General features: G+C 45.3%; 15 protein-coding genes. 4 read left to right on the forward strand and 11 right to left on the reverse strand.

Annotation, left to right across the window (positions count from 1 at the left end):
• Window positions 1–22 precede the first annotated feature (22 nt).
• The 11 genes from CDO84_RS14265 to CDO84_RS14315 form a co-directional block, all read right to left on the reverse strand.
• Entirely contained in the window at window positions 23–1,519 is a 1,497-nt protein-coding gene (locus CDO84_RS14265) for an extracellular solute-binding protein (protein WP_040082092.1), read from the reverse strand.
• A gap of 23 nt (window positions 1,520–1,542) precedes the next feature.
• Window positions 1,543–2,403 carry a carbohydrate ABC transporter permease gene (locus tag CDO84_RS14270; protein ID WP_080478349.1) on the reverse strand — a complete coding sequence of 287 codons (861 nt, stop codon included), beginning with the start codon at window positions 2,401–2,403 and terminating at the stop codon, window positions 1,543–1,545.
• 207 nt (window positions 2,404–2,610) lie between these two features.
• Window positions 2,611–3,372, reverse strand: a complete 762-nt coding sequence (locus CDO84_RS14275) for an NAD-dependent epimerase/dehydratase family protein (protein WP_014665045.1) — start codon at window positions 3,370–3,372, stop codon at window positions 2,611–2,613.
• 77 nt (window positions 3,373–3,449) lie between these two features.
• Window positions 3,450–4,637 (reverse strand): biotin biosynthesis cytochrome P450, encoded by a 1,188-nt coding sequence (locus CDO84_RS14280; RefSeq protein ID WP_040082089.1) that lies wholly within the window; start codon window positions 4,635–4,637, stop codon window positions 3,450–3,452.
• A gap of 68 nt (window positions 4,638–4,705) precedes the next feature.
• Window positions 4,706–5,713: a biotin synthase BioB gene (gene bioB, locus CDO84_RS14285; RefSeq protein WP_040082087.1), complete on the reverse strand. Its 1,008-nt coding sequence runs from the start codon at window positions 5,711–5,713 to the stop codon at window positions 4,706–4,708.
• Between the two features lie 2 nt (window positions 5,714–5,715).
• A complete protein-coding gene (bioD, locus tag CDO84_RS14290; RefSeq protein ID WP_040082086.1) occupies window positions 5,716–6,411 on the reverse strand; it encodes a dethiobiotin synthase in 696 nt (231 codons plus the stop codon).
• Window positions 6,408–7,577, reverse strand: a complete 1,170-nt coding sequence (gene bioF / locus CDO84_RS14295; protein ID WP_040082084.1) for an 8-amino-7-oxononanoate synthase — start codon at window positions 7,575–7,577, stop codon at window positions 6,408–6,410. Before bioF ends, bioD begins: the two co-directional genes overlap by 4 nt.
• Entirely contained in the window at window positions 7,567–8,913 is a 1,347-nt protein-coding gene (gene bioA / locus CDO84_RS14300; protein WP_040082083.1) for an adenosylmethionine--8-amino-7-oxononanoate transaminase, read from the reverse strand. The genes bioF and bioA overlap by 11 nt, the downstream gene beginning before the upstream one ends.
• On the reverse strand, window positions 8,903–9,679 hold the full coding sequence (gene bioW / locus CDO84_RS14305) for a 6-carboxyhexanoate--CoA ligase (RefSeq protein ID WP_040082082.1): 777 nt from the start codon (window positions 9,677–9,679) through the stop codon (window positions 8,903–8,905). Before bioW ends, bioA begins: the two co-directional genes overlap by 11 nt.
• A gap of 187 nt (window positions 9,680–9,866) precedes the next feature.
• A complete protein-coding gene (locus tag CDO84_RS14310; RefSeq protein ID WP_252400775.1) occupies window positions 9,867–10,349 on the reverse strand; it encodes a hypothetical protein in 483 nt (160 codons plus the stop codon).
• Between the two features lie 73 nt (window positions 10,350–10,422).
• Complete coding sequence (locus tag CDO84_RS14315) at window positions 10,423–11,322, reverse strand: dienelactone hydrolase family protein (RefSeq protein ID WP_040082081.1); 900 nt, start codon at window positions 11,320–11,322, stop codon at window positions 10,423–10,425.
• A 217-nt stretch (window positions 11,323–11,539) separates the two neighbouring features.
• On the opposite strand from CDO84_RS14315, the gene CDO84_RS14320 reads away from it, so the two are divergent.
• Genes CDO84_RS14320 through CDO84_RS14335 form a run of 4 tightly spaced genes read left to right on the forward strand, consistent with a single transcriptional unit; the run spans window position 11,540 to window position 15,619 of the window.
• Complete coding sequence (locus tag CDO84_RS14320) at window positions 11,540–12,574, forward strand: LacI family DNA-binding transcriptional regulator (protein WP_040082080.1); 1,035 nt, start codon at window positions 11,540–11,542, stop codon at window positions 12,572–12,574.
• 33 nt (window positions 12,575–12,607) lie between these two features.
• Window positions 12,608–13,888, forward strand: a complete 1,281-nt coding sequence (locus CDO84_RS14325; RefSeq protein ID WP_040082079.1) for an ABC transporter substrate-binding protein — start codon at window positions 12,608–12,610, stop codon at window positions 13,886–13,888.
• Window positions 13,881–14,792, forward strand: coding sequence for a carbohydrate ABC transporter permease (locus tag CDO84_RS14330; RefSeq protein ID WP_040082078.1), 912 nt, complete (start codon window positions 13,881–13,883; stop codon window positions 14,790–14,792). The genes CDO84_RS14325 and CDO84_RS14330 overlap by 8 nt, the downstream gene beginning before the upstream one ends.
• Window positions 14,789–15,619, forward strand: coding sequence for a carbohydrate ABC transporter permease (locus CDO84_RS14335; protein WP_040082076.1), 831 nt, complete (start codon window positions 14,789–14,791; stop codon window positions 15,617–15,619). The genes CDO84_RS14330 and CDO84_RS14335 overlap by 4 nt, the downstream gene beginning before the upstream one ends.
• The last annotated feature ends 16 nt before the right edge of the window (window positions 15,620–15,635 follow it).

A 15,635-nucleotide genomic window follows, 5' to 3' on the forward strand; every position in this document is an offset into this window, starting at 1 on the left:
GCGGTTTTGGGTTTTTCCAGTGTTATTTTGTTTGTTTAAACGCTTCTTCGTATTCCTGAATAATTTGTTTTCCTCCGCTTGACTCCCATTTTTCTACTTCTTTATCGAACTGGCTTTCTGTGATGTCGCCAATCATATATTTATAGGTCGCATCATCAATGATTTTCTTCAGTTCGTCCCCCCGTTCCGACTCCGCCGCGGAATACAGGCTTTCAGCAGGATTTGAGACGATGATCTTTTCATTGTCCTCAGTCAGCTCCTCATACGCCGTCCGAAGCGGATCTCCAGTATTTTTTAAGTAGGCTTTATCAATGGCTATTAAGGCGGACAGCGGCTGAATATCAGTCTGCCAGTCTTTTACCTGGCTTTCTTTGCGTGTGAACGTTTTGTCCTCTCCTTTGTTGTAGTGCACGCCGTCGATGCCATAAGTCATCAGGCTATAGACGTCTTCTTCGGCAATTCGGTCAAAAAACGCCAAGATCCGTTTAAGCTCAGCTTCCGTTTTCACACTCGTTTTCGGGAAAGCAAACACGCCGTTATGGCCTCCTGATGCCCATACCCGCTCTTTCCCATCTGAGCCTTTTATGCGGTTGATGATCTCAAGCTTCATCGATTTATCAGAAGCATGGTCGCGCAGATTGACGGCATCTACCATATTGCCAATATAAATGCCGGCTTTTCCTTGAGAAAAAAGCTCCTGCTGCTGGGTTTTGCTTGTGACGGGAAAATCCTTATTCATATACCCCTTATCACGCAGCTTTTTCATATAGTTCATCGTGTCTTTATATTCCTGTGTCATGAAATCAGGAGTGAATTTGCCGCCTGATTCCTTCCAATCTGTCGGCATGCCTTCATACGAGCCAATCGTTTTAAACGCGCCGTAAATCAGGTCATTACGGTCTGCCAGCCCGAACGTATCATCTTTCCCATCCTTGTCCGGGTCGTCCTCCGTAAATGCTTTGGCCACTTCATAAAGCTCATCTAGCGTTTCCGGCGTTTTCAAATTCAAATTGTCCAGCCAGTCCTTCCGAATGACGATCCCCTGTCTTGAAAGCGGACGCTCTCTGTATATCCCGTAGAGCTTGCCATCGATGGTTACGTTTTTATTAATGAGTTTGTTCATTTTGTTTAAGTTAGGATAATCCTTGATATAATCGCCGATTTCCCAGAACATTCCTGACCGGAAGGCATTCATGACTGACGAATTTTTAATATCCTGGATGGTCACGATTTGCGGAAGATTGCCGGCTGCAAGCGCCGCATTCAGCCTGTCTTCTTTCACCGCGTCTGGAACCCAGGTGATGTCGAGTTCTGTATTTGTCAGCTTTTCAATTTCTTTAATCGCCCTGTCTTTCGGCGGCTGCTGGTGATACAAAATCGCCATCCAAGACAGCTTTACCTTTGAATCCGAGTCAGCCTTGCCTTCAGCCGCAGACTGTTCAGCCCCTTTACAGCCCGCCAGCACTCCGCCGAGTGCCAGTACAAGCACCATGAAAAGCACCCTCCATTTGTTTCCCATCGTACCCCTCCGTTTCATATTTTTTATCCTTTAACAGATCCCAGTAAAGCTCCTTTTGCAAAATGCTTTTGTATAAACGGATAGACAAGCAGAACCGGGATGGTCGCCACCACTATGACCGCCATTTTAATCGTTTGCTCAGGCGGCGGGCTGCCCGAACCCATCTCTGACATATCCCCCTGCATGCCGCTTGATACAATGACGATTTGGCGCAGAAGCACCTGAATCGGCCATTTTGCTGAATCATTTAAGTACAAAATCGCTGTCATATACGTGTTCCAATACGTGACCGCATAAAACAATGAAATCGTTGCGATCGCAGGCAGAGACAGCGGCAGCACGATTTTAAAGAAAATGCCCAGGTCATTGCACCCATCGATTTTCGCGGACTCTTCCAGGCTTGCCGGGATATTTTGAAAGAAGTTTTTCAGAATGATCAGGTTGAAAGCATTAATGGCTGTCGGCAAAATGAGCGCCCAGTAAGAATCGAGCAATCCAAGCGATTTGACCACAAGAAAAGTCGGAATCATGCCGCCGCTGAACAGCATCGTAAATACAACAAGAAACATGAGCGGCTGCCGTCCGATTAATTCACGGCGGGATAACCCGTAAGCCATCAGTGAAGATAAAAACATGCTGACTGCAGTACCTATCACTGTCACAAACACAGAAACAAGCAAACTCTTATAAATAATATCTGTTGAAAAAATGTAGCGATAAGCATCTAGCGAAAAAGTGGTCGGTATTAAAATAAATGTTTTCGACACAACTTCTTCTACTGTGGCGAAGGATGCTGCGATGACATGAATGAACGGCAGTACGCATATTAAAGCGAACATCAGCAAAAACCCGTAAATCAACATATCAAACAAGCGACTTTTCAGTGAATGTGCGATAGCTCCCACCTCTCTTTTGTAAGCGTTATCATTCTTTCCTAAACAAGCTGCAGCATGTGACGATATCGTGTCTAAAATGTAGCAAATCAGTAATTGCCATGTCTATAATCATTTGAACAGAGCCCCAGACCGGGTGGGGAATCCCGCACATGAAAGCCAATGACAAAAGAAAAAGAGCATAATCTTAGAAAATGATTATGCTCCGTTTTCCTCCTCGCTCAGAAGCTCGGCCGTATTGATTTGTGGCGAAAAACCAAGTTCATTGACAGCAGATTCAATGGACCATGGCCGGCCCGGATTATCAGAGACGGCGTAATAAGTGCCGTACCGGATATTGGTTTCAATGGCGGCTTTAAAAATTGACAGCAGATCAGGGTGAGAAAGCAGTGTCTTTTTCGTCCGTTCTTTTTCATGCAGCGTATCCATTTCATCTGTGACGACTGTTCCGATTCGAAGGTTGATCACTGAAAGCTTTTTTTCCAAATAAAACAAATGGCCGATCTGTTCAGACGTCAGCTTTAATACACCGTACAAGTTTTTTGACAGCGGATAATCGCTTGTTGTGATTTCCCGTCCTAAGAGCGAGTGCCCGTCTTTTTCGTATACATCTGTGACATGATTGCTGCTGGCGAACACGAGCTTTTGAATGCCGAGCTCTGCTGCCGCGCGGCACAGATAATAGCTTGCCCTATAGAAAACATCCGTCATTTTTTCAAACTCAGCGATGTCCATGACATCGTATTTAATTTTGACAGCCAGTAAATTTAAGATCACATCGGTATCTTTCGGAATCTTCTTCAAGAGATCCTCGTAATTTGCGGCGTCAGCCTGAATGAAAGAGGCTGTGCCATCGAAATGGTCTTTATCAAGCACTGTCACTTCATAATCTGAAATAAGCCCTTCAGCAAGCAGTCTCCCTATCACACCATTTCCGCCGGCAATCAGCACTTTTTTCACTGTGTTCACTCCCCTTTTTTATAGATTGCCCATTTTCGGCGGGGCTGACACTTTTTTTGGCACTCACATGCTTTGGTTTATTCAAAAATCACCCGCAGCTCTTCAAGCGCCCGAAATCCAAAAAGCGGCCGATATCGCCATTCAGAATCTGCGAGCTTCAGGCTGGGCATTCGCTGCAGAAGGGTGTTAATCGCAATTTGCGCTTCTAATCGTGCCAACGAGGACCCTAAGCAAACATGATGGCCATGTCCGAATGAAAGATGCGGATTAGGGCTTCTCGTAATATCGAAGACATCGGGGCGTGTGAATATGCTTGGATCTCGATTAGCCGCCCCTAACAAAAGATAGACTTGTTCTCCTTGACGGATTGTCACCCCGCTGATGTCAATATCCTCTGCCGCAACTCTGGCTGTCATTTGCGTGGGGCTTTCATATCGCAGAGATTCCTCGACTGCTGTACCAATAAGATCTGGATTTTCTCTCAGTTTCAAAAGCTGTTCTGGGTGCTGCAGCAGACAAAGGACTGAATTGCTGATGAGATTGACCGTTGTCTCATGTCCGGCGATCGCCAGCAATATGCACGTAGATGCTGCTTCCTCTTCCGTCAGCTTATCCTTTTCTTCTCCCTTCAAGAGCATGCTGATCATATCCTGTTGAGGGTGGTGTTTTCTCTTTTGAATCAGCTCTCTGAAATATGCCATAGCCTGTACAGCAATATGATTGCCCTCTGTTAATCCCTTTCTTGACCGGGTAAAATCAATCGTTTGAATGAGACTCGCAGCCCATTCCTTTAATTGCTCCCGATCTTCCTCCGGCACACCTATAATGTTAGCGATGACGAAGCTTGCTAAAGGAAAAGCAAAGTCCGAAATGACCTCCATCTTTTTTTCACCTTGCACCTGATCGAGCAACTGGTGAACAGCTTCAATGATGTACGGCTGATAACACTCTGTTGTTCGCGGCGCAAACGCTCCGCTGGCAAGCGTCCGCAATCGTCGATGATCAGGCTGATTCTGAAACAGCATCATTTGATTTTGCACATGTGTAAGGTCCTGATATTTGGCTGATCTTTCAGGCAGCGGTGTGCGGACTTTGAATCTCGCATCTTTCAAAATAGCTGCCGTTTCTTCATATCCCGTGACATACCAGCCCGGATATTTAAAGAAACTCCCTTTATATATAGGATGAACAGCTCGCAATGTGTCGTAAAAAGGATATGGATTTTTCAAAAACTCAGAAGATGCATGTAAAGATGCAATTGTCATGTGACCTTCTCCTTTCTGTTCAAAAATAAAAGCAATCGACATCACACCGATTGCTTTTATTGATTCTTTCAGCTTTTCGCGCTTAAACTGGCCTTCATTTCTTCGACTGATTCAACTTCAAAGCCTAAATCACTCAGCATTTTATGATCCTCTGTCTCCTCTTGCCCGGCAGTTGTTAAGTAGTCTCCGACAAAAATGGAGTTTGCGGCGTAAAGCCCTAATGGCTGCAATGAGCGGAGATTGACCTCTCTTCCTCCGGAAATGCGAATTTCTTTTGATGGATTAATAAAACGGAACAGCGCCAGCACTTTTAAACAATACAGCGGGTTTAATTCGTTGACGCCTTCTAATGGCGTGCCATCAATCGCATGCAAAAAATTCACCGGAATGGAATCCGCGTCAAGAGCCTTTAAGCTTTTGGCGATGTCAATGACATCCTGTTTTGTCTCCTTCATTCCGATAATGGCGCCTGAACACGGAGACAGTCCCGATTCTTTGGCGATTTCAACCGTATTGACTCTGTCATCGTATGTATGTGAGGTCGTGATGTTTGAATGGTTTCTCTGCGAGGTATTCAAATTATGATTATAACGGTCTACTCCTGCATCTTTGAGCCGCTTCGCCTGCTCTGGCTTTAACAGTCCGAGGCATGCACAAACCTTCAATCCATACGTCTCTTTAATTTCCTGTACCGCATCTACGACCTGATCTACTTCTCTGTTGGACGGCCCTCTGCCGCTTGCCACGATACAATATGTGCCGATATTCAGATCGTGCGCCCGCTTTGCGCCTTCAAGCAGCGTTTCCTTATTCACCATCCGGTAAGACTCAATTGGCGCTTTCGAAATGGCAGACTGTGAACAATAGCCGCAGTTTTCCGGGCAGAGCCCTGATTTCGCATTCATAATCATATTGAGCTTTACTTTTTTTCCGTAAAAGTGTTTTCTGATGTGAAAAGCCCCGTGCATTAATAGCAAAATATCTTCATCCGGACAATTTAATATTGAAAGCGCCTCTTCGTCTGTCACTTCTGCTCCAGTCAGCACCCGGTCTGCGAGTTCCATCCATTGATTCATTCTCATACCCCCACTTGATTCATCAGTAATGATAGATTGATATGGTCTTTTACCATATGTAGAACCGTTTCTTTCGTCACGTTGGCAAGCTTTGGCGTAATCCCTAAAACCGGCACACCGCATAAGCGTTCAATCATCTCAGGATTGGTTTTTTCATCTTGATCGGGAGAATCACTGATTCCATTGATGATAATTCCGGCGATTGGAAGTCCCATGCTTTCTGCATATTTGACAGTTAAAAAGGTATGATTAATGGTTCCAAGGTTTGGACGCGCCACAATAATCATGGGAAGCTGTAACGCTTTTATGACATGACTGACCAAATAATCCTCTCCCAATGGCACAGAAATACCGCCCGCACCTTCTACGATGAAGCATTCATGTTTTTCTTTAATCCGCTCCCAATGGCTTAAAACCTCTTCCATGGTGACAGTCTTTCCCTCGAGTTTCCCTGCAACGTATGGTGCAAGGGGCGCTTTGAAGGCAAAAGGCGTAATGTCTTCATGAGAGAGACCGGTCTGCGACATGTCTTTCAGCAGACTTGTATCACTATCTGGATGATGGCGTGATATACCGCTTAAAAATGGTTTATACACCCCAACATCTTTGTTATGTTCTCGCAATAATGCGGCGATTCCGCTGGATATAACCGTTTTCCCCACTTCTGTATCTGTTCCTGTCACAAAAAAACCCCTCAAATGATGTGCAGCTCCTTTCCGATTGAATGAAATGTTTGCAGCAAATGATCAATATCACCCGTACTGTGATCCGACGTGATTGTGATTCGAATCCGGCTTTCACCTGGCGCAACGGTCGGCGGCCGAATGGCAGGAGCATAAATTCCCTTGCCCTGCAGCTTTTCAGAAAATATGACCGTTTTATGGGCATCGCCGATGACCACAGGAATAATCGGCGTGTGATCTCCTTTCACGGCATAACCCATATTCTTCAGACTGGTTCTGATCATGCTGATATAAGAAAATAAAAGCTGCCGTTTTTCCCTGCTGGCTTCAATTATGTTGAAAGCCTCGTGAGCAGCCGCACAGCTGGCTGGCGGAATAGCGGTTTGAAAGATAAATGTTCTGGCATGGTTCAGAAAAAAGTCGATGGAGACCGCTGATCCTGCCGCAAAACCTCCTTCCACGCCAACAGCCTTGCTTAAGGTGCCGATGACAATGTCGGGACAAACACCAAAATATTCACTCGTTCCTCGCCCTGAATCACCCAAAACTCCTGTTGCGTGGGCATCATCAACGACCACGAAGGCATGATAGCGTTTCGCAAGCGAGATGATCTGGTCAAGAGGAGCAATCGTGCCATCCATGCTGAATACTCCGTCTGTTACGATAAAACGGCGCTGATAACGCTGCGTTTCATTCAGCTTGTTTTCAAGATCATTCATATCAATATGCCGATAAACAACTGTATCAGCCTTAGAAAGTCGGCAGCCATCGATCAGACTTGCATGATTGAGCTGGTCACTTAAAATGACATCTTCCTTTTCTGGCAAAGATGAAAGGACACCGACATTGGCCAAATAACCGCTCGAAAACAATAGCGCCGCTTCTGTCCGTTTAAAGCAGGCAATCTTCTTTTCTAGCTTTTCATGCCAGATCGAATTACCCGTCGTTAAACGTGAGCCGCTGCTTCCTGTCCCAAATTGCTGCAATGCTGTTTGGGCTGCATCGATCAAACGTCTATCGCTTGCGAGTCCTAAATAATTGTTTGAGGACCAGACCGTTTGATTCTTGCCATCAATGTTCCTCTCCGGAACCGGAGCTCCATCCATTGACCGCAGGTTACGATGTACGCCGGCTTCCTTCATTCTGTCTAACCGCTCGTTCAGCCATGAATCAATCTTCAAGGCTCGTAACCTCATGGATCGCTTGTTTCATAATGGCAACCATTTCCTCGAGATCCTCAACTGTACTGGCGAGAGGAGGCAGAAATGCAATCACGTCCCCAAGCGGCCTTGTCAGCATTCCCAGCTCTCGCATTTTTAAGGAAACTTTGTATCCAACCCGCCGATCAGCCGGATAAGGCTCTTTGGTATCCTTCGACTGAACAAGCTCTGCACCGCACATAAAGCCAAGCTGCCGAATATCTCCCACGTGAGGAAGAGCAAGCAGATCTTGAAGAAGGAAATGAAGCTTTTCACTTTTTTTCGCTACTTGTTCCACAATGTTTTCAGATTCAAATAATGCCAGATTTTCAAGCGCAACCGCACATCCAAGCTGATTGCCTGTATAGGAATGGCCATGGAAAAAGGTTTTTAGGTTTTCATAATCATCATAGAATGCCTTATAGATGTCTTCCGTGGCAAACGTAACAGCAATTGGCAAATAGCCTCCTGTAATGCCTTTACCTGCAGCCATCAGATCAGGCTGGACATTCTCGTGCTCGCACGCAAACATTTTTCCTGTACGGCCAAAGCCTGTAGCAACTTCATCAACGATCATTAAGACATCGTATGTTGTACACAGCTCTCGCACCCCTGCCAAATATCCTTCCGGCATCACGATCATACCGGAAGCCCCTTGTACCATTGATTCAATGGAAAGCGCGGCAATTTCCTCGTGATGTTCCTTAAGCAGCTGTTCAAGCTCTCGAAGGCACTGATCACGGCACTCATCAGGATCACCGCTTTCAGAGCGATACACATAAGGAATCGGAGCCTTGTAACTCTCGAACATCAACGGGCCGTATACGTGGTGGAACAGTTCAATTGAACCGACACTGACGGCGCCAATCGTATCACCGTGATACCCGTTTTTCATGGCGATAAATTTTTGTTTCTTGGGCTTCCCGATGTTCTTCCAATACTGAAACGCCATTTTTAAGGCTATTTCCATCGCTTCTGCACCGCTGTCTGAATAAAAGACCCGCGTAAGCTTTTTTGGGCTGATGTTGATTAATGCTTCAGCAAGCTGGGTTGCAGGAACGTTGGTCATGCCTAATAACGTGGAGTGCGCGATTTTTCCGAGCTGCTTTTTTATGGCGTCATCTAATTCCTTTTTACGATGCCCGTGGACATTTAGCCAAACTGAAGAAAAACCGTCATAGTATTCCTTGCCGTTTATGTCTTTGACTTTGATTCCCTTGCCGCTTTCGATGATTAAGGGGTTTTCATCATAATCTTTCATTTGGGTAAATGGCAGCCAGAGATGTTTTTTACTTTTTTCTATCAAATCATGAGTCATAATCTTCCTCCCACTCTATTAAAATAGGCTGTTTCTCCAGATCATGTATGTATGTGGTTACATCTTTGGAGCCATCAATAAAAAAGACTCGGCAGCCCGCTTCAGCTCCATATTCTTTCATTGCTGTAATACGCTGATAGCCCAGTTTTTTCCCCGCAACATAGCCTGTTATGTAATCCGGATCATCTGACCAGCATAATTCTGCAATGGCTGCCGGGTGCCAGCTTACCTTTGAAGCAAGCGCAAGGGCCTCTTTTATTCTTGAATGTGCCGGCACGTGACTGTAAAGCGCCCATTTTTCAAAATTAGCGTCCGGCCAGTCCATCCTGGAGACCCGCACGCCTTTTTCTTTTGTTTGATCCATTCGCCTGCCTGAGTGAATATCAAACAGCACCGCTCCCCTGACATCAGACCATTCAGGCATTTGTTCATATGCTTTGTCAATCACGTCTCGTGAAACGCCTGCTTTTTCCAATAACAATCGGGCGAGCTTTTGTCCTTCTTCCGGGGAGCTCACTTCATTCGTATGAACAGGCAATGGCTGAATGGTTTTTATCGGTTCATGAACCTCTTCAAATTGAATTTGCATAAAATCAGGCTTTCCTCTTGAATGGGATAACCCTTTTTCCAATAAGGCATTGACTGTACGCTTCATCTCATGGAAAGGAATAAGCCGTTCTCCGCCGGATATATGCTTTCCGCCGTCTTCATGAGATCCATTCATAGAAGCTCTCATTCTGACACTATAAAATGTTTCTTCTTGCATGTTTCCTCGCCCTTTCACTGATAACTAAAGAACGTATATCACATCCTATTCTAAATGTTAACCATTTATAAATTAAAGTTAACAATTAGAATATTATTATTCACATACGATTCTGTCAATATAGGAATTGTGGGGCCGGACCTGAAACGAGCAAAAAAGACCGTTTTACAGTAAAACGGTCCTAGCCTTAGATGTCTATTCCTCTGCGTTTTTTTTGAATTCGATACTTGATGAACAGGCCGATTCCATTGACCATCATCAGCCCAAAAATCGTATTGCCTAACGGTGCCCAACCATTCTCACCTGTGAATAATAAGGACAGGACCACCTTCCCAACAAGTGTCACATTCAATAGGATTAAACCAAATACAAGTGACCGCTTCCAGAAAGCAGCCAAAATAAAACCGAGAAAAACCAGCATGAAAGCAATTGTTAAAACAGCCGAGACCGGACTGCTTAAAAGCATTTGCTCGAATTCCAGCACTTTTTTCATTTGCAGATCAATCTTCTCAGGTTCCGGAAACCAGACCATACTGCTCATCATCAATACAAAAGTGACGATGACTCCTTTCCAGCTGCGCTTATACGCAGCATAAACCAATACTAATAAAAAAAGGGGTCGAATATACCAGCTGAATGGATTGAGATGCCGCCGGAAAGCCCAATCCATTATGTCTTGTCATTCCATTGGTTCCACTTCCCTCGCTTCAATTCTGCGCCTTTCCGCCTGTTTCCTGTAACCGTCACAGCCATGTTTGCAAAAAACGGACTGCTTTATGCCTCATGACTGCTGTTTCGAAATGTCCTGAAGCAGAACGGACCACCCGGTAGCAATCAGAAGCTCCCTGTCCAGCATAGACATCTGCCAGTTCTTTTTCGATTTTGTCCACGCCCTCGGCCGGCGTTAACCGATCGTGTATTCCAACAAGACTAAGGTGCGGGCGCGGCGCGATCAGGCTTTGGATCTCCGATGCGGAAAAATGCTTTGCAAGCGATGGGACGTAATAATAAAAGCCGTGCCTGTCAAGATTCTGTGTTTTGATCAGCACGTGATGATCTACCTGGCTGCACAAATCAACACACACCTTAATCCGGTCATCGAGCGCCGCTGTCCACCACGCCATCAACCCTCCCATAGACATGCCGATGGTACCGATCCTGTCAGGCTGAATATCAGAGCGTGACTGCATATAATCTAACGCTCTTAAACTGTCATAAATCATCATCCCCCACATCACTTTTCCGGTCAGAAGCATTTCTTTAAAAATCTCGCTTTCCGCTTTTCCCCGCCGATCTCCAAATCCCCAATGATCAATCGCAAGCACGCCGTATCCGAGAGAAGTAAGCTCATCAGAAAAAGAAGGCGTTTTCAAATAATCCGCTCCCTCAATCAGTTCACTTTTCCCCCTGTCATACCGGCCCCCATGTGAATGCTGAAACAATACGGCTGGGCAAGCTCCTTCTGTTATCCTCGGCTTCACAAAATAAGCGGGCACCTTTTCAAGTCCATTTAAATCGAGCAGGAGCGTTTCAACGATATTTTCTCCTCTTTCTTCAATACGTAATGTCTCAACACTTATTGGCCCCCGGTCAGGCAAATCACCAAGCAATCGAAACAGTTGCTCTCTTCTTTCAGCTCTCATCCCATCACCCTTCCTTATTCGCTTACTTCACATTTACGAGACAGATCTGGGTTCCCCTTTATTTTTCCAAAACAAATCACATCTTTTACTAAATATTTAGTAAATATAACGAAATATTCCGAAAATAATCATTGTAACCGCTTACTTTTATATGATAGTATCAATTTATCAAAAACAGGTGAGTTAATATTTTACTAAATAGATGAGAGGGATTTCCATGGTTCGTATTAAAGATATCGCTTTGAAAGCTAATGTTTCCAGTGCAACTGTTTCCAGAATTTTAAATGAAGATGAGTCGCTTTCTGTTGCGGGCGAAACGAGACAAAGAGTCATCAATATCGCTGAAGAGCTTGGTTATCAAACCGTTGCCAAACGCCGAAAAGCCCGTGGGCAAAAACCGCGGGCCCAGCCGCTGATCGGCGTGCTGAGCTGTCTGTCCCCTGATCAGGAAAGGCAGGACCCTTATTTTTCTTCCATTCGCAAAGGCATTGAAAAGGAATGCTTTGAACAGGAAATTTTTATTACAAACTCGATTCATCTCGGCTCCTTTCAGGAACATATCTTTCGGGAATTGGATGGTGTCATTGTCATCGGCCGTGTTCATGATGAAGCGGTTAAGCATATTAGCGGAAAGCTGGAACATGCCGTATTCATCAATCATTCTCCTGATCCGCAAACATACGATTCGATTAGCATCGATTTTGAATCGGCTTCACGCCAGGCGATTGATCACCTTTTCGACTTAGGCTACAAACGGTTAGGCTACATTGGCGGACAGGAAAAAGAGCATACGCTCAAGGACGGCCAAAGCATTCGCAGAACCATTGAAGACAAACGCCTCACCGCTTTTTTGGAGTCAGCCGCCCCCCAGCCTGAGCATGTGCTGATTGGAGAATACAGCATGCGTGAGGGCTATCGCCTGATGAAAAAAGCAATCGCTCAAGGCCATCTGCCTGAAGCATTCTTTATTGCCAGCGATTCCATGGCGATCGGTGCATTAAAAGCGCTTCAGGAAGCCGGGCTGCAAGTGCCGCGGGATACTGCAATCGTAAGCTTTAACGGGATTGAGGAAGCTGAATTTGCCAGCACGCCTTTAACGACGGTGAAGGTATACACAGAGGAAATGGGCCGGACAGGCGTAAAACTGCTGCTTGACCGTCTTAAGGGACGAACCCTTCCCCACCATGTCACCCTGCCCACAACATTAATCGTAAGACAAAGCTGCGGATGTACAGCTAAGGAGGTGACATAAGCAAATATTCATCACGATGATAAGGAGGAAAAGATGAAACACACTTTTGTTTTATTTCTCTCTCTTATTCTGCTTATTCTGCCCGGATGCTCAGCAGAGAAAAGCTCAGCAGATACCGCAAAAAAGACGTTAACCATTTATTCCACAATGTCAACCGACAGTGAAAGAGATACGTTCAGAAAACTGGCGGCAGCATTCGAAAAGGAACACAGTGACATTCATGTCAGCCTTCATTTCCCAGGCAATGACTATGAAAATATCATGCGTGTCAGAATGGCGGCCAATGATTTGCCTGATCTATTCGATACACATGGCTGGGGGAAAATCAGGTACGGAGAATATACAGCGGATCTCCGGAAGATGGAATGGACTCAAGATCTCGATCCCAATTTAAACAGCATCCTCAAAAATAAAAGCGGAAAGGTGTATGCCTATCCGATCAATCAGGCAAAAGACGGGCTGGCGTATAACCGTAATATTTTAGACCGTTATGGCATTGCCCCGCCGGAAACCATGGATGACTTTATCAAAGCGCTGAGAACGATTAAAGAAAAGAGTAAGGGAAAGATTGTGCCCTTCTGGTTTGCCGGCTATGACAAAAGCTCATTCGCTCAATATTACGACCAATTCGCTACACCTCTTCTCATCACAGACCCTGCCCATAATGAAAAAAAACAGCTCATCAACGGCACTTTTCAATGGAGTAAATTCACTTATTTATCAGAAATCCTCAAACAAATGCAGAAAGAAAAATTGATAAACATCGACGCCGTCACGGCAAAAAAATCACAGCTTATTGAATTAATGGCCCAAAACAAAATCGCCTTTACAATGCAAGGCGGCACACTCGGCCAAGACGTTGCCCAGATCAATCCGAACGTCAAGGTCGGCATTATCCCGACACCTGCCATACATCCCGGTGATGACCCAATATGGATTGGCGGTGAACGCTACACGCTTGCAGCATGGAAAGATTCGCCTCACTTAGAAGAGGCAAAAGAATTTATCACATTTATGGCCCGCCCGGCCAATGCCAAACAAATGGCTGAGGCCACATCGCTTCCTTCAGGGCTGACCAATGTGAAAGCTGATATTTTCTACGCAAATGATTATGAGCATTATCAAAATGTCAAAGTTGAGCCTTACTTCGACCGTTTATACTTGCCAAACGGAATGTGGGATGTCCTGGGCACGGTCGGACAGGAGCTTACGGCTGACATTTTGGAGCCTCAAGACATTTCGAAGAAGCTGGGAAGAGAATATAAACGACTCCGGGAGCAATCGGAAACACAGGGGGCTGAAAACAATGAGTGAGATCGCAAGGGACGTTCATGTGAAACAGGTTAAGCCAAAAAAGCAGTCCTCACTTTGGTGGATGTACATTCCTGCTTTGCTCTCCGTTCTGGTCTTTATGATTTACCCGTTTGTGAAAGGCACATTGATTACCTTTACAAACTGGAACGGCTTTTCACAAGTCTACCAATGGGTAGGATTCGCGCAATATGAAAGGCTGTTTTCTGACCCTGACACGTGGCACATCTTAAAAAACACCCTGCTTTATGGGCTTGGCAGCACTTTTTTTCAAAATGTGGTCGGGCTTCTGTACGCTCTCCTCTTGAATCAAAGCATTAAAACGAAAGCGCTAACAAGAACAATTGTCTATTTGCCGGTGATGATCAGCCCGCTCATTATGGGCTACATTTGGTACTTTTTCTTCTCCTATAACGGAGGCGCGCTCAACGATTTGCTCGGTGTCTTCGGCATCAGCCCTATTAATGCGCTCGCCAGTCCATCGCTCAATCCATGGATTATTGTCATGATTAACACCTATCAATATGTCGGGATCGCTATGGTTGTCTACTTAGCCGGGCTGCAAAGCATTCCGAAAGATTACTATGAAGCAGCACAAATGGATGGCGCGAAAAAAGGCCAGCAGTTTTTCACCATCACGCTGCCGCTGTTAATGCCCTCCATTACCATTAATATGGTCATTAACATTATCGGAGGCTTAAAGCTGTTCGACGTCATCATTGCGCTCACCGCGGGCGGTCCCGGAAATGCGTCACAATCCATGTCCACGTTTATGTATGATTTGTATTTCAAGCGACAGGATGCCGGCTATGCTGCAACACAAGGCATATTTATGGCATTTGTCATTTTGATCATCAGCTTTTGCGCGCTTGCGTACTTTAAAAGAAAGGAGACGGAAATGTCATGAGAGCCGCCCGTTCAAAAAACACACGGATCATTACGCTTCTTGCCGCCATTGTAGCCTGTGCGCATTTTATTCCCTTTTATATTCTGCTGACTACTTCATTGAAAGCAAAAGGAGACTACAGTTCGAAATGGATATTTCCAGCCGACATCTCCTTTCACAATTTTTCAGAGGCGTGGGAGCGTGCTTCGCTAGAAAACTCTTTTATGAACACCATGATCATCACAGGTTTTTCTGCCTTGTTATTAATTATATTCGGCTCACTTGCCGCCTACCCGCTTGCCCGGCGGGAAACAAAACTGAATAAAGCCGTTTTTGCCTTGCTGATTTCCATTATGATCATCCCTCCGTTAACATCCATGGTCCCTTTGTACCGAATGGTCGTGGACGCCGGAATGGTCAATACACACGCCATCGCCATTTTGATCAATACAGCGGCTTACATGCCGTTAACCGTATTCTTGTATTCGGGCTTTATCCGATCGACCATTCCAAAAGAGCTTGAAGAAGCCGCAAGAATTGACGGCGCAGGGATGCTGAAAATCTTTTTTACGATTGTGTTTCCTCTGCTGAAGCCGATCACTGCAACCATCTGTATTATTTCTTGTGTTTTTATATGGAACGACTATCAATTTGCCATTTTCTTTTTACAAGATCAAAAGGTTCAGACATTAACAGTAGCCATGGCAGGTTTTTTCGGAGAAAACGCCAACAACCTGCATTTAGTTGCCGCAGCGGCGCTTATGGCAATGCTGCCAATGGTTGTTCTGTTTTTGGCGCTGCAAAAATACTTTATTGCCGGCCTGTCTTCCGGAGCGGTAAAGGGTTAACACTAAAGGAGGAAGC

This window comes from Bacillus sp. MD-5, from assembly GCF_002201875.1.
Classification (GTDB): domain Bacteria; phylum Bacillota; class Bacilli; order Bacillales; family Bacillaceae; genus Bacillus; species Bacillus stercoris.